General features: G+C 68.4%; 19 protein-coding genes and 5 pseudogenes. 13 read left to right on the plus strand and 11 right to left on the minus strand.

Going from position 1 to position 24,779, the window contains the following annotated elements; all coding sequences use genetic code 11:
* Positions 1–2 precede the first annotated feature (2 nt).
* From tuf to B9S58_RS28130, 6 genes are all read right to left on the minus strand, one after another.
* Entirely contained in the window at positions 3–1,196 is a 1,194-nt protein-coding gene (gene tuf / locus B9S58_RS28105; protein WP_103534797.1) for an elongation factor Tu, read from the minus strand.
* Positions 1,197–1,353: 157 nt separating this feature from the next.
* On the minus strand, positions 1,354–3,483 hold the full coding sequence (gene fusA, locus B9S58_RS28110; RefSeq protein ID WP_103534798.1) for an elongation factor G: 2,130 nt from the start codon (positions 3,481–3,483) through the stop codon (positions 1,354–1,356).
* A gap of 38 nt (positions 3,484–3,521) precedes the next feature.
* On the minus strand, positions 3,522–3,992 hold the full coding sequence (rpsG, locus tag B9S58_RS28115; protein ID WP_003966970.1) for a 30S ribosomal protein S7: 471 nt from the start codon (positions 3,990–3,992) through the stop codon (positions 3,522–3,524).
* A gap of 2 nt (positions 3,993–3,994) precedes the next feature.
* Positions 3,995–4,366, minus strand: a complete 372-nt coding sequence (rpsL, locus tag B9S58_RS28120) for a 30S ribosomal protein S12 (protein ID WP_003948652.1) — start codon at positions 4,364–4,366, stop codon at positions 3,995–3,997.
* Between the two features lie 457 nt (positions 4,367–4,823).
* The gene (locus B9S58_RS28125) at positions 4,824–5,498 is read right to left on the minus strand and encodes a hypothetical protein (protein WP_103534799.1); all 675 of its coding nucleotides are present in this window, start codon (positions 5,496–5,498) and stop codon (positions 4,824–4,826) included.
* A 357-nt stretch (positions 5,499–5,855) separates the two neighbouring features.
* Positions 5,856–6,302, minus strand: a complete 447-nt coding sequence (locus B9S58_RS28130) for a helix-turn-helix transcriptional regulator (protein ID WP_103534800.1) — start codon at positions 6,300–6,302, stop codon at positions 5,856–5,858.
* A 193-nt stretch (positions 6,303–6,495) separates the two neighbouring features.
* Here B9S58_RS28130 and B9S58_RS28135 point away from each other — a divergent pair, with 193 nt between their 5' ends.
* The 5 genes and pseudogenes from B9S58_RS28135 to B9S58_RS28155 all read left to right on the plus strand — a co-directional run bounded on the left by B9S58_RS28135 (position 6,496) and on the right by B9S58_RS28155 (position 9,316).
* Entirely contained in the window at positions 6,496–7,347 is an 852-nt protein-coding gene (locus B9S58_RS28135) for a hypothetical protein (RefSeq protein ID WP_103534801.1), read from the plus strand.
* A 67-nt stretch (positions 7,348–7,414) separates the two neighbouring features.
* A pseudogene (locus B9S58_RS28140) lies at positions 7,415–7,760 on the plus strand (hypothetical protein); the annotation flags it as partial.
* Positions 7,761–7,915: 155 nt separating this feature from the next.
* Positions 7,916–8,517 (plus strand): annotated as a pseudogene (locus B9S58_RS28145) (phage tail protein).
* A gap of 117 nt (positions 8,518–8,634) precedes the next feature.
* Positions 8,635–8,924 (plus strand): annotated as a pseudogene (locus tag B9S58_RS39530) (hypothetical protein).
* Positions 8,925–8,989: 65 nt separating this feature from the next.
* Positions 8,990–9,316, plus strand: coding sequence for a hypothetical protein (locus B9S58_RS28155; protein ID WP_103534802.1), 327 nt, complete (start codon positions 8,990–8,992; stop codon positions 9,314–9,316).
* Positions 9,317–9,331: 15 nt separating this feature from the next.
* On the opposite strand, the gene B9S58_RS28160 is transcribed toward B9S58_RS28155, so the two are convergent.
* The 4 genes from B9S58_RS28160 to B9S58_RS39535 form a co-directional block, all read right to left on the minus strand.
* The gene (locus B9S58_RS28160; protein ID WP_103534803.1) at positions 9,332–9,745 is read right to left on the minus strand and encodes a DUF3592 domain-containing protein; all 414 of its coding nucleotides are present in this window, start codon (positions 9,743–9,745) and stop codon (positions 9,332–9,334) included.
* Between the two features lie 844 nt (positions 9,746–10,589).
* Positions 10,590–11,102: a DUF3592 domain-containing protein gene (locus B9S58_RS40330; protein ID WP_374935717.1), complete on the minus strand. Its 513-nt coding sequence runs from the start codon at positions 11,100–11,102 to the stop codon at positions 10,590–10,592.
* A 66-nt stretch (positions 11,103–11,168) separates the two neighbouring features.
* Positions 11,169–11,564, minus strand: coding sequence for a hypothetical protein (locus B9S58_RS28165; protein WP_103534804.1), 396 nt, complete (start codon positions 11,562–11,564; stop codon positions 11,169–11,171).
* A gap of 1,170 nt (positions 11,565–12,734) precedes the next feature.
* On the minus strand, positions 12,735–12,929 hold the full coding sequence (locus tag B9S58_RS39535; RefSeq protein WP_258045108.1) for a DUF3592 domain-containing protein: 195 nt from the start codon (positions 12,927–12,929) through the stop codon (positions 12,735–12,737).
* 277 nt (positions 12,930–13,206) lie between these two features.
* On the opposite strand from B9S58_RS39535, the gene B9S58_RS37610 reads away from it, so the two are divergent.
* From B9S58_RS37610 to B9S58_RS28205, 8 genes and pseudogenes are all read left to right on the plus strand, one after another.
* Positions 13,207–13,992, plus strand: a complete 786-nt coding sequence (locus B9S58_RS37610) for a hypothetical protein (RefSeq protein WP_146063579.1) — start codon at positions 13,207–13,209, stop codon at positions 13,990–13,992.
* A gap of 45 nt (positions 13,993–14,037) precedes the next feature.
* A pseudogene (locus tag B9S58_RS28175) lies at positions 14,038–15,162 on the plus strand (phage tail protein); the annotation flags it as partial.
* 800 nt (positions 15,163–15,962) lie between these two features.
* Entirely contained in the window at positions 15,963–16,907 is a 945-nt protein-coding gene (locus tag B9S58_RS28180) for a phage tail protein (protein WP_103534847.1), read from the plus strand.
* 517 nt (positions 16,908–17,424) lie between these two features.
* Entirely contained in the window at positions 17,425–18,153 is a 729-nt protein-coding gene (locus B9S58_RS40335) for a hypothetical protein (RefSeq protein WP_258045109.1), read from the plus strand.
* 8 nt (positions 18,154–18,161) lie between these two features.
* A pseudogene (locus tag B9S58_RS28190) lies at positions 18,162–19,287 on the plus strand (hypothetical protein).
* Entirely contained in the window at positions 19,272–20,189 is a 918-nt protein-coding gene (locus tag B9S58_RS28195; protein WP_103534805.1) for a peptidoglycan-binding protein, read from the plus strand. The pseudogene B9S58_RS28190 and the gene B9S58_RS28195 overlap by 16 nt, the downstream one beginning before the upstream one ends.
* A 10-nt stretch (positions 20,190–20,199) precedes the next feature.
* Positions 20,200–20,451 carry a hypothetical protein gene (locus B9S58_RS28200; RefSeq protein WP_103534806.1) on the plus strand — a complete coding sequence of 84 codons (252 nt, stop codon included), beginning with the start codon at positions 20,200–20,202 and terminating at the stop codon, positions 20,449–20,451.
* Positions 20,438–20,698 (plus strand): hypothetical protein, encoded by a 261-nt coding sequence (locus tag B9S58_RS28205; RefSeq protein ID WP_103534807.1) that lies wholly within the window; start codon positions 20,438–20,440, stop codon positions 20,696–20,698. The genes B9S58_RS28200 and B9S58_RS28205 overlap by 14 nt, the downstream gene beginning before the upstream one ends.
* 109 nt (positions 20,699–20,807) lie before the next feature.
* On the opposite strand, the gene B9S58_RS28210 is transcribed toward B9S58_RS28205, so the two are convergent.
* Positions 20,808–24,707, minus strand: coding sequence for a DNA-directed RNA polymerase subunit beta' (locus B9S58_RS28210; protein WP_103534808.1), 3,900 nt, complete (start codon positions 24,705–24,707; stop codon positions 20,808–20,810).
* Between the last annotated feature and the right edge of the window lie 72 nt (positions 24,708–24,779).

Raw genomic sequence — 24,779 nt, forward strand, 5'->3', positions numbered from 1 at the left:
AACTACTTGATGATCTTGGTGACCTGGCCGGCGCCCACGGTCCGGCCACCCTCACGGATGGCGAACTTCAGGCCCTCTTCCATGGCGACCGGCTGGATCAGCGCGACGTCCATGAGGGTGTTGTCACCCGGCATGACCATCTCGGTGCCCTCGGGAAGGGTCACAACGCCCGTCACGTCCGTGGTACGGAAGTAGAACTGCGGGCGGTAGTTGTTGAAGAACGGGGTGTGACGGCCACCCTCGTCCTTCGACAGGATGTAGGACTGCGCCTGGAACTCGGTGTGCGGCGTGACCGAGCCGGGCTTGATGATGACCTGGCCGCGCTCGACGTCCTCGCGCTTGATGCCACGGAGGAGCAGACCGACGTTCTCACCGGCCTGGCCCTCGTCGAGCAGCTTGCGGAACATCTCGATGCCGGTGACCGTGGTGGTGGTCTTCTCGGTCTTGATACCGACGATGTCGACGGTCTCGTTGACCTTCAGGACACCACGCTCGATGCGGCCGGTGACGACCGTACCGCGACCGGTGATCGTGAAGACGTCCTCGATCGGCATGAGGAACGGCTTCTCGACGTCACGCTCGGGCTGCGGGATGGACTCGTCGACAGCCTTCATCAGGTTAAGGACGGACTCACCCCACTCCTTGTCGCCCTCGAGCGCCTTGAGCGCCGAGACCTTGACGACCGGAAGGTCGTCGCCCGGGAACTCGTACTCGGAGAGGAGCTCACGGACCTCGAGCTCGACGAGCTCCAGGATCTCCTCGTCGTCCACCATGTCGGCCTTGTTCAGGGCGACGACGATGTACGGGACGCCGACCTGGCGGGCCAGGAGCACGTGCTCCTTGGTCTGCGGCATCGGGCCGTCGGTGGCGGCGACCACGAGGATGGCGCCGTCCATCTGCGCGGCACCCGTGATCATGTTCTTGATGTAGTCCGCGTGACCGGGGCAGTCGACGTGCGCGTAGTGACGCTGCTCCGTCTGGTACTCGACGTGCGCGATGGAGATGGTGATACCGCGCTGGCGCTCTTCGGGAGCCTTGTCGATCTGGTCGAAGGCCGAGGCCTCGTTCAGGTCCGGGTACGCGTCGTGCAGCACCTTGGTAATGGCGGCCGTGAGGGTCGTCTTACCGTGGTCGATGTGACCGATGGTGCCGATGTTGACGTGCGGCTTAGTCCGCTCGAACTTTGCCTTCGCCACTGGGGTCCTCCTGAGTGGTTCTGTACGCCTTGCTTCATCGGCGCCAGGTGATCTTTGCTGGGGTGCCGGCGCCGGGGGCATTCCGCACAGTGCTCGCGCGCTGTGCGAAATGCCCGCCCGGCTCCGGTGACAAGCCTAAAGCGTGAGCTCGGGAGAGTTACTCGCCCTTGGCCTTCGCGATGATCTCCTCGGCGACGTTCCGCGGAACCTCGGCGTAGGAGTCGAACTGCATCGAGTAGCTTGCGCGACCCGAGGTCTTGCTGCGGAGGTCTCCGACGTAGCCGAACATCTCCGAGAGGGGCACGAGGCCCTTCACGACGCGAGCGCCGCTGCGCTCCTCCATGGCCTGGATCTGGCCACGGCGGGAGTTGAGGTCGCCGATGACATCGCCCATGTAGTCCTCGGGCGTGGTGACCTCGACGGCCATCATCGGCTCAAGGAGCACGGGAGAGGCCTTGCGGGCACCCTCCTTGAACGCCTGCGAACCGGCGATCTTGAAGGCGAGCTCCGAGGAGTCGACCTCGTGGTAACCACCGTCGAGAAGGGTGACGCGGACGCCGACCATCTCGTAACCGGCCAGGATGCCGAACTGCATGGCTTCCTGAGCACCCGCGTCCACCGAGGGAATGTACTCACGGGGGATGCGGCCACCGGTGACCTTGTTGACGAACTCGTAGGAGGCGTCGCCACCCTCGATGGGCTCAAGGGCGATCTGCACCTTCGCGAACTGGCCGGTACCACCAGTCTGCTTCTTGTGCGTGAAGTCGATGCGCTCGACGGTCTTGCGGATCGTCTCGCGGTACGCGACCTGGGGCTTGCCGACGTTCGCCTCGACGCGGAACTCGCGCTTCATGCGGTCGACGAGCACCTCGAGGTGAAGCTCGCCCATACCACCGATGATGGTCTGGCCGGTCTCCTCGTCGGAGTGCACCTGGAAGGAGGGGTCCTCCTCCGAGAGGCGCTGGATGGCGACACCCAGCTTCTCCTGGTCACCCTTGGACTTCGGCTCGATCGCGACCTGAATGACCGGCGCCGGGAAGTCCATGGACTCCAGAATGACCGGGTTCTTGTCGTCGCAGAGCGTCTCACCGGTGGTGGTCTGCTTGAGACCCATGACGGCGATGATGTCGCCGGCGCCCACCGATGCGATCTCCTCACGCTTGTTCGCGTGCATGCGGTAGATCTTGCCGATGCGCTCCTTCTTGCCCTTGACGGAGTTCAGCACCGCGGTGCCGGCCTCCAGGCGACCGGAGTAGATCCGGACGAAGGTGAGCTTGCCGAGGTGCGGGTCGCTCGCGATCTTGAACGCCAGGCCGGAGAACGGCTCGTCGTCCGAGGGCTTGCGCGCGATGACCTTCTCCGGGTCCTTCACGTCGTGGCCCTCGATGGCCTCGACGTCCAGGGGGGAAGGCAGGTAGCGCACGACCGCGTCGAGCAGGGGCTGGACGCCCTTGTTCTTGAACGCGGTGCCACAGAACACCGGGGTGACGGTGACGGAGTCGGCACTGCCCTTCGACGCCAGCGTGATGCGGCGGATCGCCTCGTGCAGCTGCTCCTGGGTGGGCTCGGTGCCCTCCAGGTACAGCTCCATCATGGCGTCGTCGTTCTCGGCCACGGCCTCGAGGAGCTTGCCGCGCCATTCGTCGGCGGCCTCCTTGAGGTTGTCCGGGATCTCGACGGTGTTGTACATCTCGCCCTTGGCGGCCTCTTCGGGGTACACGAAGGCCTGCATGGAAACGAGGTCGACGACACCCGTGAAGTCGGACTCGGCGCCGATGGGGAGCTGCATGACGATCGGGGTCGCGCCGAGGCGCTCCACGATCATGTCGACGCAACGGAAGAAGTCCGCGCCGGTGCGGTCCAGCTTGTTGACGAAGCAGATGCGCGGCACGCCGTAGCGGTCCGCCTGACGCCAGACGGTCTCGGACTGCGGCTCGACGCCGGCCACACCGTCGAACACGGTGACGGCGCCGTCGAGGACGCGGAGCGAACGCTCCACCTCGACGGTGAAGTCGACGTGACCCGGGGTGTCGATGATGTTGATGGTGTGGTCAACATCATTGAGCGGCCAGTGGCAGGTCGTCGCGGCAGACGTGATCGTGATGCCGCGCTCCTGCTCCTGCTCCATCCAGTCCATCGTGGCAGCGCCGTCGTGGACTTCACCGATCTTGTAGCTCACACCGGTGTAGAAGAGGATCCGCTCAGTGGTGGTCGTCTTCCCCGCGTCGATGTGGGCCATGATCCCAATGTTGCGGACCTTGGCCAGGTCAAGCGAAGTGGTGGCCATAAGGCTCAATCTTCTCTCGGTCTCGATGGGGGTAGCGACTACCAGCGGTAGTGCGCGAAGGCCTTGTTGGACTCGGCCATCTTGTGGGTGTCCTCACGCTTCTTGACCGAAGCGCCGAGGCCGTTGGAGGCGTCGAGCAGTTCGTTCATGAGGCGCTCGGTCATGGTCTTCTCGCGGCGGGCGCGGGAGTAACCGACGAGCCAGCGCAGGGCGAGGGTGGAGGCGCGACCGGGCTTGACCTCGATCGGCACCTGGTAGGTGGCGCCACCGACACGGCGGGACTTGACCTCGAGCGAGGGCTTGACGTTCTCAAGCGCGCGCTTCAGCGTGATGACCGGGTCGTTGCCGGTCTTCTCGCGGAGGCCTTCCATGGCGCCGTACACGATCCGCTCGGCGGTGGAACGCTTGCCGTCGAGGAGGATCTTGTTGATCAGCGAGGTGACAAGAGGAGAGCTGTAGACCGGGTCGATGATGACCGGGCGCTTCGGGGCGGGGCCCTTACGAGGCATTCTTACTTCTCCTTCTTGGCGCCGTAGCGGCTGCGGGCCTGCTTGCGGTTCTTGACACCCTGGGTGTCAAGGGAGCCGCGGATGATCTTGTAACGAACACCCGGCAGGTCCTTCACACGGCCACCACGCACGAGCACGATGGAGTGCTCCTGCAGGTTGTGTCCCTCACCCGGGATGTAGGCCGTGACCTCGATGCCGGAGGTCAGACGCACACGCGCGACCTTACGGAGCGCCGAGTTCGGCTTCTTCGGGGTGGTCGTGAACACACGCGTGCAGACGCCACGCCGCTGGGGCGAACCCTCGAGCGCGGGCGTCTTGTTCTTCTCGACCTTGTCCTGCCGGCCCTTCCGGACCAGCTGCTGGATCGTAGGCACTACTTCTCCGGTTTCTGTGTGCCGTTCGTGAAACTAACCTGGAACATCGCCGACCCACGCGGTCGGGTGTGTCGAATACTGCGGACTTCCGCCCTAAGGGCGGAAGGGGCGCAGATTGCGGTGGCTACAGACAGACCCGCGATGCGGTTGAGGACACGCACACGAGCCCAGGCACACCCCAGGCACAAGGCTTGAGCGTACCTACCTCACGGAGCTGGGTCAAAACAAATGCTGTCCACACCGCACCGGGGCCTTCGACCACCGGCGACGGGCGGCGACACCTCCCGGCCGACGCCCGTGCCCGCGTACGCCGGCCCCCGTGTTCGCGGACGCATGCCCCGGGCGGGGAGAGCCCGGCCATGGCACGCGCACCGGGGCCGAGTCCGGTCGCGATACGCGCACCGGGCTGAGTCCGGGCGCGGTACGCACACCGAGGTGGTGGGCCCGGGCGCGCTCCTCAGCGGGTCACGTCGTCCGGGGTGGCGGCCCTCCCGCCCTCCTTCGACCGGCGCAGCCGCGGCGGCGGGAGGGTCGGGATGGTCGGGACACGGGAGCTGCGGCTCTTGCGTACGAGCGCGGGTTCGGGCCCGGCCCCGGTGCGCGGCGGCCGGGACGGCGGATCCGTCTGCCCGTCGGCCTCGGGGCGGTCGTGGCGGGGCTCCCCGTCGGCGGGACGGCCGCGCTCCCCCGACCCGTCGGCCCGGGAAGCGCCGCCACGGGCGGGATCGTCCCGGCCGTGGCGGCCGTCCGGCTCCCGGACATCGCCGCCGCGCCCCTCCTGCCGGAAGGGGATCACCGCGGCCTGCCCCGGCGTGCGCGTGGACTCCACCAGCCGCAGGGGCCGCCGGCTCGCGGTCCGCGCCGCCTCGACAGCGGACTCGTAGTGGGCGGCGGCGTCGCGCCAGCCGTGGGAGTACGCCAGCAGCTCGCGCCGCTCCAGCTCCGCTCGCAGGAGGACGACGACCTTGTGGGGTTCGTGGCCGTCGAGGAGGGCTCCCAGTTCGGCGAGGAGCGCCGTGTACGTCTCCGGCGTCGGCGTCCCGGCCGGCGGAGTGCTGGGCCCTCCGGGCCCGGCGGGGGGGGGTTCGGGGGCGTCGCCTGTGGTCCGGGAGCATCCTTCCCGTTCGGCCATGCGCCCCCCTCTTTGCCGCCCGCGCGAGTCGCACCGCACCGGGCGGCGCCCGGACGTTCTCGGCGATCGGGCGCTCTCGTTCTGCGCTGCGCGCACCTAGCGGGGTGCGCCCACGCACGGTCGTGCGTGGACCTGCGGCGTCGTTCGAACCTGCGCTGGGGCGGGGGGAGACAGGCCCGAACAGCTTACGGGGCAGGTTGAGGGACTGGTTTCCCGGCCCGGCGCAAGATCGACTTCGCCCGCCGCGGCCCCCTCGCGGAGCCCCGCGAATCACCGGCGGGCAGGGCCGGGGGCGTCAGCCGGAGACCCGGGAGCGGCCGCGCGCGCCAGGGGGACGGGAGGAAGCGGCCGTGCGCGTCAGTCGGAGGCGAGCGGCGCACGTCGCTGCGCGGCCTCGATCGCCGGCGCGGGCAGGAACTGGCCCGCGACCCGGACGAACATCTCGCGCTGGTCCGCCGGCACACCCAGCGCGACGGCGGCTTCCTCAAGGGTGAGCGGACGGCCGTCCGCCGAGGGCGCACCGGTCGGCACGGACGGGAGCGGCAGGTCCTCCTCGGTGAGCCGGCCGGAGCGGATGAGCATGTCGCGCACCGGCACCTGGAGCACCTGGGCGAGACGCCGGGTGGTCTCCAGGTCGGGCATGCTCTGGCGCTGGAGGAGGCGGGTGATGGCGGCCCGGTGGACTCCGGCCTCGTCGGCGAGACGGGACTTGCCGCCGCCACGTGGACTGTCGATGTCGAAGCCGCGCCGGCGGATCAGTTCCTCGATCCAGGTCGCGAAGCTGTCGATTTCGCCCGTGGTCATGGGGCACTCGCCTCCCTCCGAAGCGGTGACCAGACTATCGCGCTTGCGCGCAAGGAATTACCCGCCTCCCGATACCGTATGGGCAAAATCCCCGCATATAAAGAGCGCAGACACCAGATTCCTCCTTGCGTGCGAGCACGCAACATGCCAATGTGCGATCTCGCAACATCTGGTGCGGGGAGAAGGGATCGCCATGACCACACCGAACACAGCTACACCGGCCACATCCACACCGAACACGCGGGAGCCCGCCGGAACGGGTGCCACCGCCCGCCGGCCCGGCCCTGACGGCAACGGCAACGGCAACGGCAACGGCAACGGCAACGGCACGATCGCGGACGCGATGCTCTGGATCGAGCTGCTGCTGCGCCAGTTCCCGGAACTGCTCGTCGAGCTCGCCCCCTCCTACCGCTCACCCTCGGCCGCTCCGACGGTCCCGTCCGGCTCCCCCTCCGCCCCGGCCGGCCCGACCCGCGCCGAGCGCGAGGAGGCCCTGCGCGCCGAGCAGGCCCACGGCCTCACCCCTCCCGGCTCCCGCACCTCCCCCCTGCGGCTTCACATCTCCGACGCCGTACGCGACATCACCGACGGCGTGATCGAGCTCGACGAGGCCGTACACGACCGGCTCCACCTGCCCCGCCCCCGCCGCGAGCAGGTCACCGGGCGGCTGCTGCGCGTCGCGGGGCTCCTCGACCGGGCCGCCGGTGACGACGTACTGCTCGAACACATCCGGGACGAGGCCCGCCGCATGGCCCGCCGCTGCACCCGGGCCCTGGGCGGCGCCGAACCGGTGGTGCGGGTGAGCGGGCGCTGCCCGTGGTGCGACTCGGTCTCTCTGCGGGCCTTTCCCGCCCGCCGGGCGGTGCTCTGCGTCAACCCGGCCTGCCGCTGCGCGGACCGGGCCTGCGACTGCCGTACGGATCCGGCGCACCGGCACGCGTGGAGCGAGGGCGCGTGGGCGCGGCTCGCGGCGGAGTCCGGCGGCGACGTCGTCGAGCTGACCGCCTCGGCCGAGGACACCGCGCGGCGGGAGGGTACGCGATGACGGCCGCGACGCTGCTGACGGGCGAACTCGCCGCGCACGAGGCGGGCGTGAAGCCCGCGACGATCCGCAAGTGCTCGCGGACGCGGTCGTGGACGAGACCCCGCCGCCGGGCTTCGACGGCACCCAGGAGGCGGTGATCGTCTCCCTGCGCGGCGGCGCGTGGATCGACGACCTCCACCTCGACCAGCCGCTCGTCGAGCTGGAGGCCTACGGGCCGGACAAGGCGACGGCGCACCGCCTGGCGAAACGCCGCCCGCGCCGAGCTGCTGTCGGCGGCCGGCCGGACGTACGGAACGAACCTCGTGATCACCGATGTGGTCGAGTCCGACGGTCCGCGCTGGCTGCCGGAGTACCTCCATCCGGCGGCCAACCGCTACGTCTGCGTCCTGCGCGTGTCGCTGCGCATCGGCTGAACCGCCGGCATCCGCCCGGCGACCATCCACGCACCGCCCGTACCGACCCGGCGCCTCCGAGCGCCCCCACAGACAGGGCCCCGTCATCGGCGGGGCCTTCGCCGTACCCGCGGCAGGCACCACCATCCACGGAAAACCATCTGAAGGAGCCATCCATGGCAGGCAACAACTCGTCCGAGATCCGCGTGGCCGGAACCGGCCGCATCCTCATCGCGGACGTCAACGCCCCCTCCCGGACGTCTTCTCCGAGGACCCGTCGGCCGACTGGGGTACGGGGTGGACCGACCTCGGCTACACCTCGACGGACGGGGTGACCTTCTCCAAGAAGGACAAGCTGGACCCGGTCGAGACGTGGCAGTCGATCAGCCCGGCCCGGTTCGTCTACGCGCACCGTGACCTGACGCTGAAGTTCTCCATGCTGCAGTTCAACGAGGACACGCTGCCCTTCTTCCTGGGTGGCGTCCCGGCGGACATCCGCCGGGACGCCACCAAGCCGGACATCGTCCACTTCGACGTCCCGGACGGCCCGACCTTCGACGAGCGCGCGCTCGGCCTGGAGTTCACCGACGGCACGGCGGTCACCTACCGCTTCGTCATCCCGCGCGGCCAGGTGACCGCCACCGACGACATCAAGCTCGCCCGAAAGGCCGCCGCGATGCTCGGTGCCACCTTCACCGCGCTCTCCCCGGGCGACGGCCAGGCGCTCGCCACCTTCGTCATGAAGGACGCCGCCTACACGGTGCCGGCCGGCGCCTGATCCCCCGCCGGGCGGGACCGGATCGGCCCGGTCCCGCCCGGCACCCCCGGGGCCCACGCAGCCCAGCCCAGCCCTGCTCTGTCCTGTTCCTGTTCCGCGTAAGGAGACCCACCACCCATGGCTTCGTTCGACGTCAACGCAGCACGCGCCCAGCGTCTGGAAGCGCTCGGCCGCTCCTGGTCCTTCGACCTGGACGACGACACCTTCGAACTGCCCACCGAGCTGGGCCGCACCACCGCCAAGGCGCTCCGCAGCCTCGACGACAACGACGTCGACGGCCTGCTGAAGCTCCTGCTGGGCGAGGACCAGTTCGCGCGCTTCGAGCGCCACGACATCACCATGCAGGACATCGCAGCGATCCTGAGGCGTACGGCAAGGAGACCGGGCTCGGCCTGGGGGAAGGCTGAGCCTCCACGCGTTCGCCGAAGAACACGCCGAGGCCCTCGAAGCCGACCTGCTGCGGCACTACGGCGTGGACCTGCTCGACTGGCACCGCGGCCGGCTCTCCTCCCGCCGGCTCGCGGTGCTGGTCAAGCACATGCCACGCGACAGCGCCACCACTCAGCAACTTCACGGCGAGAGCGCCGAATGGGGCGTCACCAACTACCTGCTCGCCGCCGCCGTCGACCACCTCGCCGCCGCCAACTGGATGTTCGCCTCGGTCAACACCGACGAGGACTCCGACCCCCCAGAGCCGCCGGTGCCGGTGCCGAGGCCGGGGGACGAGGCCTCCGCCGAGGAGCCGGCAAATCCGCCCGAGGCGCCCAGCCCGAGCGATCTGGCCCGCTTCTTCTCCTGATGCGACACACACGTGTCAGCCGAAAATAATCCAGCCCAGCAGTCCGATTCCCGGAACAGCGACGATCGCCGAAAGAACTGCCATCGCATAAGCCACCCCATAACCGATCGGAGGCACCTCGGCGTTCTTCGGATTGCGCGGATCGTAGACCACGTCCAGCGGATCTCCGATACGCGCGTGGGCAACCGCCGCCGGCTGGCTCAGGCATCTGAAGGTCTCGCCCGACTCCGTCTGGAACCTCGCCACCACGGCGATGCCGTCCTTGGCGAACGTGTGCTTGACGCACACCCCGCGGACCGTGACGCCTCGGACGCGCAGAGAGAACAGACGCCGGGCGAAGAAGGCCAGCGCTCCGGATACGCCAAGTGCCACCAGAGCATGCGGGACAAAGTAGGCCGATCCGGAAGCAGCGAGATACACCGAGGTCATACATTCACACTCCGGAAGTCCTGATCAAACAGATCCGCAACTACATCAAATCCTCGAAAGGGGATACAAATCGGTTCATCTGGACCGCATCCGCCGAGGAGATCCCAGCGAAAGTCGACCTCGTCCAGACCGACGTGAAGAAACTCACCGGGACGTCAGGAGTTCAAGGGTGAGCGAATTCTTCACGGTGGATGAGTTCAATGCGTACAAGAGTACCCTACATCCGCGAGGCAACGCGGAAAGCGCGATGGACGGGGCACCGGGCGAACACGCCACACCCAGAACCCAACAGGCCTACGCGAACACTCAGATCGTCACGTTCACTCCGCCCTGTTTCACATCTGATGAGCGCGGAGGTCCGTGTGGCGTGTTATCAGGAAACGCAGCTCACCACATGCTGCTCCCCAGGAACCAGACAAGTATGAGTCCGATCCCACAGAGCAATCCACCGAGGGGGTAAGAGCCGATTCTCCGCTTCTGATCGTTCACGATCGGAGTTGCAGCATGCAGGGGATCATAAAGAACAGGTGCGGATTGACCTACCTCCACCAGCACCAGACCGGTCGGTGCAGACCAGGCCATGAGCTGGCGCCCCTCCCGTCCACATAGCGGATACCGCTGGAAACCATTCCGCCAGATGTCCAGCGCAGCCGCTCGCAGACCCCCGTCACCCTGCGCCCTCTACCGCTTGAGTAGAAATGATTCTGCCGAAACCGCAAGTGTATGAGGCGCAATCCTAGAGCCATAGGAGCGAGCCCAGCCATGAGGACGAATAGCATCACTGGATTGATATTCACGTCGCAGACGATACAACCGGTGCGGCTCACTCCGGCCGGCTCCCCGGTCAGACGCCGCAAAGGGGAAGAACCGTTGAGCGACGACGAGGAGGCCCAAACGGTCTGCGGAGCAGGACATCGGGCAGCGGCCGCGAACGGGAATAGCTCAAGACCTCCGTCCCCTTCGTAAGGTCGCTGGGCAGACCGTGGCCCCGCCCGGCGCCACGATCACTCGCCTCCTCGACGGCCGAGCCCGAAATCCGAAGAAGCAAGAGCCGGAAGCCTCGTGGCCGACTTCCGGCGCGGTGTCCTCCCCTGAAGGCCATCACGAGGAGAACCGCCTCAACCGCCACGAGCGCGATGAGGTCCACACGCTTCCACAGAGGCTTCCAGGCAGCAAGAGCCGTCCCCACCCGGCCGGGCGTCTGTGGATCGTAGACGACCTCGACGAGTTCACCGACCTGGATACCGGCCGGCACATCGCTCTCGTCTGCGGAACAGGTCACTCGCCGCCCGTCCTGCGTGACGAAACTGGAGAAGGAAGGCCGGCCCTCCGCCTTGGGAGCCGTCGGCGATGGAATCCGAAGTTCCGGAAGGCCCGGACCGGGCGGAGCTGATGCGGTTCTTCAGCTGAACCACCCCCGCCGTCACAGGAAGAGCGACAGCACGAAAACCATGAGCGCTGTCGTCTGCGCGCAGATCACCAGCGCTCCGCAGACGTTCCCGAAAGTTATGGGCGCGGCTGCCGAGAGCTTCGGGAAGCCGGAAATGTACAGAACCTCCCGGCGGGCACCCATGAGGTTCCGCGCCAGCGAATAGACACGCACCTTCGTCAGATACTCAGCCCCGTCGCCGACCTGATATCGAATGTACGCATAATTCCCATTTCTCCTCATACTGATGTCGATGCAAGTGCCCAGGGTTGTCGCACCCCGCCATTTCAACCAGACCAAGCGGCCCAGATGCATCAGCGAAGCAACGAACAGTGCGACCACCCCTCCGATGATCACAACCGCCAGCAGCACCTCAATGAATGCCTTCATGGCTCCGCATCATGTCAAACAGATCTCCCGAAAGGAAGGTGTTCTGCGTGGGTCAACCGGTTGACCCGGGAAAGAAAAGGACTGCCTCGCACAGGAATATCTCGACGCCGCCATCGACGAACGACTGCGCCAGTGCGGGCTTCGTCACCTCGACGGACGTCACACAGGAGGTGGAAAGACTCACCGACCCTCGGGAGGCCGCCGGCCGCTCGTACACCTCGAGCACGCCCCCGTGGTGCGCACTCCGTTTCGGGCCAGGAGAACTTTCTGCCAGAACATCGCCACAAGGGCCCTGAGCCCTACATAGGCCAAGAAAGAAGGGCCACCGAGTAGCGCTAGAGCGACCATTGCCAGAATTGGCCTCGGGCCTCTCGGTACAGGACTCCGCCCGGCACCTGATCCTGATCTCCCGCCGGGCCCGGGGCGCCGCCGGCACGGCAGACGCCACCGGACGCACAAGGACCGGTCCACTTCGCAGAGGAAGCCGATCAACCGGGATACCCGGTCGGTTTCCGGCTGGGCGCCGCCCGGGCTGGTTCCGCTCGATGGCGGATCAACGGCGGCGTGCCCGCCCGTCGCCCTGACCGGTGAGATCCAGGGCCGGCACATCCGGCCCGGTGCCGGTCGCAGGAGGCGAAGCACGTCGCCGGCACCCCTCACAGGGCCACCCCCATTTTCTCCAGCGCACTTCCCGCCATCGAGAGCGCCAAGGCCAGCGTGAGAGGAAAAAGGAATACGGCCGTGACCGACTTCGACATCACACGCCAGGGATTGAGGGGGGGCGAGGTCAGATGCCTTCGGCCTCCACGGAAGATAGGTGACGTCCATCCTGGAACCCGGTGCAGGAAGCCTGCCGGCCCAGAGTTCCGTGGTCATCTTGTACTCGATCCCGTCACGCGCACGGTAGTCGACTATCACCGACTGCCCGAAGCGTACCGCTGAATAGCCAGCGACCCGGGAGCCGATCGGACATTCCGCGACGGCGCACCGTGCTCGCTTTCGAGCGCGCTCAAATACGGTTGAACTTTTCGCCTCGCCCGCGACCTTCGCCGGATCGATCCGATGCGTTCCACACCAGAATCGGGGCACTGAAACAGAGAACTCCCCTGGGAAGCCCCTCGGCCCGGAAACCACACTCGGCACACGATTCACGTCATGGCTACCAGGCCCTCACCTGAAAGCCATCACGAGGAGGACCGCCTCTACCAATGCGAGCGTGATGAGGTCCACGCGCTGCCACAGAGGCTTCCGGGCAGCAAGAGCCGTCTCCACCCGGCCGGGCGCCTGCGGATCGTAGACGAGCTCGACGAGGTCACCGACCTGGGTACCGGCCGGCACATCGCTCTCGTCAGCGGAACAGGTCATTCGCCGGCCGTCCTGCGTGGCGAACTGGAGAAGGAAGGTCGGCCCTCCGCCTTGAGAGCGCCATTCCCGCTCTTAGTTTAGCAGCGCGCCTCCGCCTGAACGCCACGCGCACGCACCAGCAGACGGCGACGAAGTATCCAGATAAAGGCCACAAGTCCAAGAATTGGCAGCAAGAAACGCTAAATATCCCAGTCCATGCACAACTCCTTCTGCGGGAAGCCGACGAAGAAGCATCCCATCACATAACAGAGGATCTGATCAAGGTGACTGAGGAAGCATGACAGAGCCTACGAACCAGCAGATCGCCAAAGATGTCGCGGCCATCGAGAAAGCACTTGAAGGAAAGGCGGACAAAGAATCAGTCGAGGGCCTGGTAAGGCGATCGGAGGTTCGCCCGAAAGCCTTGGTCGACGGCCCGGGAGAAACCGAGCAGTCCGGCAGTCCTGCGACAGCTCCGGAAAATTCGGATCAGCAGGATCTGGCCACACAAAAAGAACTTCAGGATGCAACGGCATCCAGCGTCTGGACGAATGTCAAACCGGCAGAGCTTGTAGGCTTCGCCCTCGCCTGGCAGGCGCTCAAGTTCGAGCTCCCCACCCTGTTCAATCTCGAAATCTTCACCGAGAAGTTGCTCGGAAAGATGAACCTGTTCCCCAATGCCGAGGGAAACGGGCTCCGTATCGCACGGAATGAGTACGGGTTCCTCCTGCCGACCCGTAGGCCCGCCGCAGGGGAGCCGGGCGAGGACGGGGCCGACGCTGATCCTGCCCCGCCCGGCACACAGCCCACACCCGCCGGGCCCGCGTCTCCGACCGGACCACCCGCACCCCGGGGCCAACAGAACCGGCCCCCCTCCCCAGAACCCGGGCCCAGGCCAGGCCGATCGACACCGCGCCGATCAGCGCAGGGCCGATCGGCACCCGGCCAGACGCCCGGTGGAGACCCTGAGCAGCAACGACGCCTACAGGCCTCGCTCCGCCGTACGAACGATGAGAGCCGACGTGCCGCGACAGCGCTGCGCGACGCGAGCGACGCCGCGTCCGACCTCGCCAGATCCGTCTGATATCCGGCTGTCACTCCGACGGCGCGTACTCATGGGAGACAGAGAATGAACCTGACTCAAGCGCTGGGGAGGTCTTCCGGCGCCCTGCGGAAATTCCGGTCGGAGGCCACCAACGCCGGGAAGTCCACGAGAACCCTGTCCGGGGGCTCTCTGCGGAGCGACCGCGAACTCAAGAAGCTCAAGACCTCCGCCCAGGCCTCCGCCCGCCAGTTCACCGCCATCCAGCGCGCCGCCGACAAGGCCGACCGCTCGATGGCCAAGGCCGGCCGGACCGCCAAGAAGAGCGGGCCCCAGGTCGGAAAGTTCAAGTCCGGGGCCGACAAGGCGTCCAAGGGCATGAAGGGGCTCAACAAGTCGATGAAGGGCAACCTCGTCGGCCAGTTGCTCTCCCTGCTCGCCCCGATCGTCGAGAAGGTGGTCGAGATGGCCGCCCGCTCGAAGACCATGCAGAAGGTCCTCAAGGTCGCCTTCGCCGCGATCAAGAAGGTCATCAGCTCGGTCATGAAGGTCGTCGGGCCGATCATGAAGAAGGCCGGCGCACTGATCAAGAAGGTCTGGAACGGCATCAAGAAGACGATCACCTTCGTCATCAAGGCCGTCGCCAAGGTCATCACGACCTACTTCAACGCCTGGAAGAAGATCATCACCACGGTGATGAACGCCGTCAGGAAGGTCATCTCCAGCGTCTGGAACGGCATCCGGAAGATCATCACCCCCGTCGTCAACTGGATCCGCAGCGTCATCCCCCAGGCCTTCAGCCGGGTCAAGGAGAGGCTGGCCGGCATCTGGGGCGGGCTGAAGGGCATCGCGAGCCGCGCCTTCAACAGCATCAAGGGGGCGGTGAAAGGCCCCGTCAACGCCGTCATCCGGCTCATCAACTCCGCGATCGGCAGGCTCAACCGCATCAAGGTGTCGATCCCCGGCTGGGTCCCTGGCGTCGGCGGGAAGACCTTCGGCATCAGCCTGCCGAAGATCCCGCAGCTGGCGGCCGGCGGCATCGTGGCCCCGCGCAACGGCGGCGTGCACGCGATCGTCGCCGAGGCCGGTGAGGCCGAGGCCGTGCTGCCGCTGTCCAAGCTGGACCGGCTGCTGCGGCACACCGCCCGCCGGGCCAGGGCCGAGTCGGTCAGCGCCACGGCCGGCGCGATGGCCGGCTTCCGGATCGAGTACGCGCTCAACTCGCAGGCCGGCCAGAAGATGATGCAGCAGGTCTTCGGCCAGGTCCGCAAGGTCTTCCAGGCGATCTGGAAGTTCCTCGGTCCCGTCCTCAAGGTGTACGCCACCGTGATCTCAGCCTACTTCAAGGCCGCCATCAAGATCATCACCACGGTCCTGGCCGTCGTCGGCCCGCTGCTCTCCAAGGGCTTCCACTCCACCCGGAGCGCCGTCACCTCGGCCACCCGCGCCCTCTCCGGCCTCGTCCGCCGGACCTGGCGCGGTTTCCGCGCCGTGATCCGGCCCGTCCTGAGCTGGATCACGCAGAAGATCCCCAGCATGTTCACCCGGGTGAAGAGCGCCCTGTCCCGGACCCTGACCGGCATGGGCCGCTTCATCAGCACCGGCATGCAGGGCGTCATGGCCGCCGTCACCGGGCCGGTCAAGGCGCTGATCTCCTTCGCCAACTGGGTCATCGACGGCCTCAACAAGCTGAGCTTCAGCTTCTTCGGGAAGAAGTTCGGCGTCGACCTGCCCAAGATCCCCCAGCTCGCCGAGGGCGGTGTCGTCCAGCCCGCCGGGCCGGACACCGCCTCCGCCGTGCTGCCGCTCTCCGCGCTCAGCCGGCTGCGCCCCGCCGAGGCCGCACCGCGCACGGCCGGCCCCGCCCACCCCACGGACCGCACCCGGCTGCGCACCTACCACGCGGCCGAGGGCAACGGACCGCTCGCCGTCGCCGGCGACCTGCTGTTCCTGTACGGGACGGCGGCATGAGCACCCACCCGCCCCACGACTGAAGCGAGGTGACGGCCCGCATGGCCGAGACCACAACCACACATCCCCACGAGACCGCACCCGGCTCACTGATCACCCGCGACGGGCAGATCCAGTGGGCCGGACTGCTGATGGGCCCCGGAACGCCGTACGAGATCGACCGCACCGGCATCACCGGCTGGGACGACCTCCCGGTCCTGGACACCGGTGACATCTCCCGCCCCGATCAGCACGGCGCCTGGCCCGGCGCCCGCTGGGCCCAGCCCCGCATCGTCGGGGCCTCCCTCTGGCTGCTGCCCCGGAAGGCCGAACAGGCCCTCGGCGTCCTCTCCGCCTTCCGCGCCGCCACCGGAGCGGAAGGCGGGGAGCGCTGGCTGGCGGTGCGGCTGCACGGCCAGACGCTCGCCGTCCGGGCACGGGTGAGCCGCCGGGTCGTACCGCAGGACCGGTCCTTCGTGGTGCACGGCACGTCCAGGACGAGCATCCAGTGGACCGCGACCGACCCGCGCCGCTTCGGAGCGGTCCTGCGGGAGGCCCGGGCGTCCCTGCCCGTGCAGGAACCGGGCCTGGACTGGCCCGCCGAACCGGGTCCGGCCGGCATGGGGCTCCAGTGGCCGCTGGAGTGGGGCGAGACCGGCACCGCGGGCACCTGCACCGCGGTCAACGAGGGGGGAGCGGCGGCCCTCCCGGTCATCGAGTTCCGTGGGCTGCTCCGGCGCCCCACGCTGACCCGGCTCGGTGACGGCCGACAGCTCCAGTACGACATCGTGCTCGGCCCCCAGGACGTCCTGACCGTCGACACCGAGGCGGGCACCGTCCTGCTCAACGGCACCGCGTCCCGGCTCTACACCGCGGCCCCAACCTCCGCCCCCGAGCAGCTGTTCCACCTGCCGCCCGGCGCCACGGAGCTGGCCTTCCGGGCCGGGGACGCCACGCCCGACCCGCGGGCCTCGGTCACCCTGCGCTGGCGCGACGCCCACTGGTGACCCTCCCGCGGCGCCCGACCACCACCACCCCATCTCAGGAGGACAACATGCCTGTACGCAGTGCCTGGCTCATCAACCGCACCGAGACCGAGAGCGGCCAGACCCGCGCCGACACCCGGCTCGCCCCGCTCGGCACCATGACCCCGAACGGAGCGCTGACCGGAGCCGGCGGCGTGATGCCCGGTTCCGCCGACGGCGAGCACCTGATGTCCGGGCTCTACGTCTTCGGTGAGAGCGCCGGTATGAAGGTGACCGTCACCCCGGGCCGTGCGGTGATCCAGGGCCAGGGAGCGGCCGGGACCTACCCGGTCGTCCTCACCGACCACGCGACCCTCACCCTCGACGACGGGAACGCCTCCAACGACCGCATCGACCTCGTCGTGCTGCGCGTCCGCGACGCCCAGTTCGACGCCGGCGACCGCACCGAAGCCTCTCTGGAGGTCATCACCGGCGAGGCGAAGGCCCTCCCGAGCCGCCGCGGGTCCCGTCGGCGTCCCTCCGTCTCGCCCGGATCACGGTGCCCGCCGGAGCCTCCGTCGGCACGGGCGGCATCGTCTGGGAGGAAGCCGTCTACGACCTGCGCGTACCGACCGTGGCGATCGGCGGCATCCTGCCCGAGTCCTGGAACCGCGACGTCGCCGGCGGCTACCCGGGGCAGTACCGCGACTCCTCCGCCGCCCTGCAGCGCTGGGACGGGACACGCTGGGCGAGCTACCCGCGGCAGACCGGCGGCATCGCCCCGCAGGACGCGCTGGCCGCAGGTGAGTACACCGGCCAGTACCGCGACGAGGCCGGACGGCTGGAGCGCTGGGACGGCACCGTCTGGCGCCCGGCCGTACCGTCCACCGCCTGGGCGAACCACACCGACGGCGGGTACTGCACCTCCACCTCCTGGGTGGAGGCGGTCAGCGACACCACCGGCCCCACGATCACCGCGACCTTCACCGTGCCGGTCACCGGCGCGGTCCTGGTCACCGTCGGCTTCATGGGGCACACCGGCGTCGACGGACAGTGGTCCCGCATGGGCGTCAACATCCGCAAGGACGGCGCCCTGGTCTTCGGAGCGAACGAGGTCCGCTCGGCGACGGTCGGGTCCAAGGCCATGACCTCGGTGTCCGCCACCTCCCACCTCACGGGACTGCAGCCCGGCGCGGTCTACACGGCGGTCTCCGCCTACACCACGTCGGCGACCAGCAACCGGGGCTGGTTCGACAACCGTTTCATCCGCGTCGACCCGCTCGTGTGAGGCAGCCGATGACCGCGTCCGTCACCACGCCCGTCTACCGGGCGCTCTTCTGCGACCTGCGCACCGACCGCCTGCTGGACGTGCTGCCGCTCACGGAGACCAAGTTCGACGACTACATAGGCAAGCCCGGGTCGCTCTCCGCCAAGATCCCCCTGCCCTCGGGCGCGCTGGCGGCCCGTACCCGGGCGGCGCTCCAGCCCGGCCGCACCACGGTCTGGCTGGAGCGCGACGGCGACATCTGGTGGGGCGGCATCCTGTGGACCTGCACGCCGGCCGCCGACGAACAGGGCAGGCTCACGGTGCGGTTCCAGGCCGGCACGTTCGACTCGTACCTGGACCACCGCATCCTCGCCCACGACCTGGCCGGCACCGGCACCGACCAGTTCGACATCGCCCGCACCCTGATCGCCCACGCGCAGGAACAGTCCGGCGGCGACATCGGCATCGAACCGGGCCACGGCCGCTCCGGGGTGGTCCGTGACTACGCCTACGCCTCCTCCGCACTGGCCCGCGTCCGGGAACTGCTCCACAACCTGGGTCAGTTGAGCGACGGTTTCGAGTGGCGCGTCCACTGCTACCGGGACGCCGAGGGCCGCCGGGTCAAGCGGCTCCAGCTCGGCCACCCGCAGATCCGCACGGGCCACACGGACATCGTGCTGAACCCATCCCGGCCAGGTCCTCTCCTACAGCCTGCCTACGGACTCCACCGTGCAGGCGAACGTCTGGGTGGCCCGCGGCGACTCCGTCAACACCGACCAGCCGCAGGAGTCCCAGCCGCTCACCGTCCGCGAGGCGGCCCCGGGAGACCTGGCGGCGGGCTGGCCCCGCCTGGAGCTGACCTCCGACCACAGCGGCGTCACGGACGAGGCGACCCTGCGTTCGCTGGCCCGTGCCGAACTGGCCCGGCAGAACCGCCCCGAGGTCATCCCGGAGCTGACCGTGCTGCTGGACGGGCGGATCACCCCGGCGCTGCTCGGCGCGCGCATCCGGCTGCGCATCCACGACCTGTGGCACCACGAGGGCCTCGACGCCGCCTACCGGATCGTCGGCATCGCCGTCACCCCGCCCCAGCGCACCAAGGCGGAGACCGCCGTCCTCTACCTGGAAGGAATCCGCCCATGGCCACTCCCCTGAGCGCCGACCGGCTGCTCGCCGCGCTGCACGCCGAAGGCGTCACCGTCGTCGAGTACCCGGGCTGGCGCACCCACAACCGCAACCACAAGGGCGCTTGGGGCCCCGTGAACGGTGTGCTGGTCCACCACACCGTCAGCACCGGCACCGCCGCCTCGGTGGAGCTCTGCCACCGAGGCCACGCCACCCTGCCCGGCCCCCTCTGCCACGGCGTCATCGACAAGGCCGGCACCGTCCACCTGGTCGGCCACGGCCGCGCCAACCACGCCGGGGGCGGCGACCCGGCCGTCCTCCGGCGCGTCATCGCGGAGGACTACGGGGACCGTCCGCCGGCGCCCCGCGAGCACGACGGCAGCGCCGGCTCCGTCGACGGCAACGCCCGCTTCTACGGATTCGAGTGCGTCAACCTCGGTGACGGGGCGGACCCCTGGCCGGCCGCCCAGCTCGACGCGGTCGAACGCGTCTCCGCGGCCGTCTGCCGGGCCCACGGCTGGACCGCCCGCAGCGTCATCGGCCACCTGGAGTGGTCCGACTGGAAGGTCGACCCGCGGGGCTTCACCATGCCGTCGATGCGCGACCGCGTCGCCACCCGGCTGGCCGCTCCGGCAGGCGGCACGCCCACGGGCCGGCCGGCCGGCGGCTCCGCCGCCCCCCGCCACCAGCCGTTCCCCGGCGCTTCCTTCTTCAGCGCCCGCACCAGCTCCCCCGTGATCACCGCCATGGGCCGCCGACTCGTCGCCGAGGGCTGTTCGTCGTACGCGGTCGGGCCCGGCCCCCGCTGGAGCGACGCGGACCGCCGCTCGTACGCCGCCTGGCAGCGCAAGCTCGGTTTCCGGGGCGGCGACGCCGACGGCATTCCCGGCCGCACCTCCTGGAACGCCCTGAAAGTCCCCCGTACGAAGTGAGGAGCCTGCCGTGTCCGACGCCACTCGGCGTACCGTCCGCACCCTCGTGCAGACGTCCCTCTCCCTTGCCCTGCTCCTGCCCGCGCTTGTCGACGCGGCCGGCCTTTCCGCGACCCTGCCCCGGGTCGCCGGGGCCCTGGCCGTCGCGGGGGCGCTGACCAGGGTGATGGCCGTGCCCGGAGTGCAGGCACTGCTCCCCGGGTGGCTGCGGGCCGACCTGCCCGAGGCCCGACGGCCAGGAGTCGCCCATGAACGAGACTGACCCGAACAACCCGGTCGCCGTCGCCCTGGAGCTGGAGCGCCTGCGCGGCACGCTGGAGGCCGGCTTCGCCCGCGCCGACGGCCAGCTGGCGCTGCTGGTGCAGCGCAGCGACCAGACCGACAAACAGCTGGCGGACCACGAGGTGCGCCTCGACACGCTGGAGCGGTCCCGCTGGCCGCTGGCGAGCATCGGCGCACTCACCGCGGCCGTCGGCGTCGCCGTCGTCCTGTGGGAGACCGTGGGATGACCGCGCCGGGACGGCCCGGCACGGGCCGTCCCGGGCTCCCCGGCACACGCAGAAGGGCGCCCACCCCGTACGCGGTATGCGACGGGGTGGGCGCCCTTCTCACTCACTTCTACTGGTTGTACGGACCGTAGTCGTAGTCCTCCAGCGGGACGGCCTGGCCGGAGCCGGTGCCGAACGGCGAGTAGTCGATGTCGTCGTAGCCGACGGCCGAGTACATCGCGGCCTTGGCCTCCTCGGTCGGCTCGACCCGGATGTTGCGGTAGCGGGACAGGCCCGTACCGGCCGGGATGAGCTTACCGATGATGACGTTCTCCTTGAGGCCGATCAGGGAGTCCGACTTGGCGTTGATCGCCGCGTCGGTCAGGACCCTGGTCGTCTCCTGGAAGGACGCCGCCGACAGCCACGACTCGGTGGCGAGCGAGGCCTTGGTGATACCCATCAGCTGCGGACGGCCGGAGGCGGGGTGACCGCTCTCGGTGACCACACGACGGTTCTCGGTCTCGAACTTCGACCGCTCGACCAGCTCGCCCGGAAGCAGCTCCGCGTCGCCGGACTCGATGATCGTCACGCGGCGGAGCATCTGCCGGATGATGATCTCGATGTGCTTGTCGTGGATCGACACGCCCTGCGAGTTGTAGACCTTCTGGACTTCGCCGACCAGGTGGACCTGGACCGCACGCTGGCCGAGGATGCGCAGCACGTCGTGCGGGTTGGTCGCACCGACGGTGAGCTTCTGGCCCACCTCGACCGGGTCGCCCTCGCCCACGAGCAGACGGGCACGCTTCGAGATCGGGAACGCCGTCTCGTCGCTGCCGTCGTCCGGGGTGACGACGAGCTTCTTGGTCTTCTCGGTCTCCTCGATCCGCACACGGCCCTTGGCCTCGGAGATCGGGGCGACACCCTTCGGCGTACGGGCTTCGAAGAGCTCGACGACTCGGGGCAGACCCTGGGTGATGTCGTCACCGGCCACACCACCGGTGTGGAAGGTACGCATCGTCAGCTGGGTGCCGGGCTCACCGATGGACTGGGCGGCGATGATGCCGACCGCCTCACCGATGTCGACCAGCTTGCCGGTGGCGAGCGAGCGTCCGTAGCAGAAGGCACAGGTGCCGACCGCGGACTCACAGGTCAGGACCGAGCGGGTCTTGACCTCCTCGACGCCGGCGCCCACCAGGGCGTCGATCAGGACGTCACCGAGGTCGACGTTGGCAGGCGCGATGACCTTGCCGTCCACCACGACGTCCTCGGCGAGCATGCGGGCGTAGACCGAGGTCTCGACGTCCTCCGTCTTGCGGAGCACGCCGTCGGCGCCCTTGACGGCGATCTTCAGCTTGAGGCCGCGGTCGGTGCCGCAGTCCTCCTCGCGAATGATCACGTCCTGCGAGACGTCCACCAGACGACGGGTCAGGTAACCCGAGTCGGCGGTACGCAGGGCGGTGTCCGCCAGACCCTTGCGGGCACCGTGCGTGGAGATGAAGTACTCCAGAACGGTGAGGCCCTCGCGGAAGGACGCCTTGATGGGACGAGGAATCGTCTCGTTCTTGGCGTTCGACACCAGACCACGCATACCCGCGATCTGACGCATCTGCATCATGTTTCCTCGGGCACCCGAGTCGACCATCATGAAGATGGGGTTCGTCTTCGGGAAGTTCGCGTTCATCGCCTCGGCAACCTCGTTGGTCGCCTTGGTCCAGATCGCGATGAGCTCCTGCGTGCGCTCGTCCTTGGTGATCAGACCGCGCTCGTACTGCTTCTGGACCTTCTCGTCCTGGTCCTCGTAGCCCTTGACGATGGCCTTCTTGGCCTCGGGCACGACGACGTCGGAGATGGCCACGGTGACGCCCGAACGGGTCGCCCAGTGGAAGCCCGCCGCCTTCAGGTTGTCGAGCGTCGCCGCCACGATGACCTTGGGGTAGCGCTCGGCCAGGTCGTTGACGATCTCGGAGAGCTGCTTCTTGCCCACCGAGTAGTCGACGAACGGGTAGTCCTCGGGCAGCAGCTCGTTGAAGAGCGCACGGCCCAGGCTGGTCCGCAGCCGGAAGGTGTCGCCGGGCTGGTACTCCGGCTCACCCTCCTCGGCGACCGGCGGCACCCAGCCACGCGGCGGCATGGTGCCGACCGGGAAGCGGATGTCGACCTTCGCCTGCAGCGACAGCTCACGGGCGTCGAAGGCCATGGTGGCCTCGGCCGTGGAGCCGAACGCGCGGTCCGTGCCCTTGACGTTGCGGCCCTCTTCGTCCGTGGTGAGGAAGAAGAGACCCAGCACCATGTCCTGGGTCGGCATGGTGACGGGACGGCCGTCGGCCGGCTTCAGGATGTTGTTCGAGGACAGCATCAGGATGCGGGCCTCGGCCTGCGCCTCCGCGGAGAGCGGCAGGTGCACGGCCATCTGGTCACCGTCGAAGTCCGCGTTGAACGCGGTGCAGACGAGCGGGTGGATCTGGATGGCCTTGCCCTCGACCAGCTGCGGCTCGAAGGCCTGGATGCCCAAGCGGTGCAGGGTGGGCGCACGGTTCAGCAGCACCGGGTGCTCGGCGATGACCTCTTCGAGGACGTCGTACACGACGGTGCGGCCACGCTCGACCATGCGCTTGGCCGACTTGATGTTCTGCGCGTGGTTCAGGTCCACCAGGCGCTTCATCACGAACGGCTTGAAGAGCTCCAGCGCCATCGCCTTCGGCAGACCGCACTGGTGCAGCTTGAGCTGCGGACCGACGACGATCACGGAACGCGCGGAATAGTCCACACGCTTGCCGAGGAGGTTCTGACGGAAACGGCCCTGCTTGCCCTTGAGCATGTCGCTCAGGGACTTCAGGGGGCGGTTACCGGGACCGGTGACCGGGCGACCGCGGCGGCCGTTGTCGAACAGCGCGTCGACGGCCTCCTGCAGCATCCGCTTCTCGTTGTTCACGATGATCTCGGGGGCGCCGAGGTCAAGGAGACGCTTGAGGCGGTTGTTGCGGTTGATCACACGGCGGTACAGGTCGTTCAGGTCGGAGGTCGCGAAGCGGCCACCGTCCAGCTGCACCATCGGACGCAGGTCCGGCGGGATGACCGGCACGCAGTCCAGCACCATGCCCTTGGGCTTGTTGCTGGTCTGCAGGAACGCGGAGACGACCTTGAGGCGCTTGAGCGCACGGGTCTTCTTCTGGCCCTTGCCGGTGCGGATGATCTCGCGGAGGCGCTCGGCCTCCTCGTCGAGGTCGAAGGACTCCAGGCGCTTCTGGAGCGCCGCGGCGCCCATGCAGCCGTCGAAGTACGTGCCGAAGCGGTCACGCAGCTCGCGGTAGAGCAGCTCGTCGCCCTCCAGGTCCTGGACCTTGAGGTTCTTGAAGCGGCTCCACACCTCGTCGAGGCGGTCGATCTCGCGCTGCGCACGGTCGCGCAGCTGCTTCATCTCACGCTCGGCGCCTTCGCGCACCTTGCGGCGCACGTCCGCCTTGGCGCCCTCGGCCTCCAGCTCGGCCAGGTCGGTCTCGAGCTTCTTGGCGCGGGCCTCCAGGTCGGAGTCGCGGCGGTTCTCGGTCTGCTGGCGCTCGACGGAGACGTGAGCCTCCAGGGACGGCAGGTCGCGGGTACGACGCTCCTCGTCCACGAACGTGATCATGTACGCGGCGAAGTAGATGACCTTCTCGAGGTCCTTCGGCGCGAGGTCCAGCAGGTACCCGAGGCGCGAGGGAACGCCCTTGAAGTACCAGATGTGGGTGACGGGAGCGGCAAGCTCGATGTGGCCCATCCGCTCACGACGCACCTTGGCGCGAGTGACCTCGACGCCGCAGCGCTCGCAGATGATGCCCTTGAAGCGGACACGCTTGTACTTGCCGCAGTAGCACTCCCAGTCCCGGGTCGGACCGAAGATCTTCTCGCAGAAGAGTCCGTCCTTCTCGGGCTTGAGCGTGCGGTAGTTGATGGTCTCCGGCTTCTTCACTTCGCCGTGCGACCAGGTCCGGATGTCGTCCGCGGTGGCAAGGCCGATCCGCAGCTCGTCGAAGAAGTTGACGTCGAGCACTTGTCGTCAATCCCTCTTTCGGGGTCTCGTCAAAATCAATGGTCTGAGCGGGTCCGGGGAGGGCCGGCCGCC

Source organism: Streptomyces sp. SM11, assembly GCF_002910905.1.
GTDB lineage: Bacteria > Actinomycetota > Actinomycetes > Streptomycetales > Streptomycetaceae > Streptomyces.

What these genes read in the sequence shown, in the direction of transcription:
- fusA (WP_103534798.1), bottom strand. Translation starts at nt 3,483, where the DNA reads ATGGCCACCACTTCGCTTGACCTGGCCAAGGTCCGCAACATTGGGATC.
- rpsG (WP_003966970.1), bottom strand. Translation starts at nt 3,992, where the DNA reads ATGCCTCGTAAGGGCCCCGCCCCGAAGCGCCCGGTCATCATCGACCCG.
- B9S58_RS28125 (WP_103534799.1), bottom strand. Translation starts at nt 5,498, where the DNA reads ATGGCCGAACGGGAAGGATGCTCCCGGACCACAGGCGACGCCCCCGAA.
- B9S58_RS28130 (WP_103534800.1), bottom strand. Translation starts at nt 6,302, where the DNA reads ATGACCACGGGCGAAATCGACAGCTTCGCGACCTGGATCGAGGAACTG.
- B9S58_RS28135 (WP_103534801.1), top strand. Translation starts at nt 6,496, where the DNA reads ATGACCACACCGAACACAGCTACACCGGCCACATCCACACCGAACACG.
- B9S58_RS28160 (WP_103534803.1), bottom strand. Translation starts at nt 9,745, where the DNA reads ATGACCTCGGTGTATCTCGCTGCTTCCGGATCGGCCTACTTTGTCCCG.
- B9S58_RS28165 (WP_103534804.1), bottom strand. Translation starts at nt 11,564, where the DNA reads ATGAAGGCATTCATTGAGGTGCTGCTGGCGGTTGTGATCATCGGAGGG.
- B9S58_RS39535 (WP_258045108.1), bottom strand. Translation starts at nt 12,929, where the DNA reads ATGACCTGTTCCGCTGACGAGAGCGATGTGCCGGCCGGTACCCAGGTC.
- B9S58_RS37610 (WP_146063579.1), top strand. Translation starts at nt 13,207, where the DNA reads ATGACAGAGCCTACGAACCAGCAGATCGCCAAAGATGTCGCGGCCATC.
- B9S58_RS28180 (WP_103534847.1), top strand. Translation starts at nt 15,963, where the DNA reads ATGGCCGAGACCACAACCACACATCCCCACGAGACCGCACCCGGCTCA.
- B9S58_RS28195 (WP_103534805.1), top strand. Translation starts at nt 19,272, where the DNA reads ATGGCCACTCCCCTGAGCGCCGACCGGCTGCTCGCCGCGCTGCACGCC.
- B9S58_RS28205 (WP_103534807.1), top strand. Translation starts at nt 20,438, where the DNA reads ATGAACGAGACTGACCCGAACAACCCGGTCGCCGTCGCCCTGGAGCTG.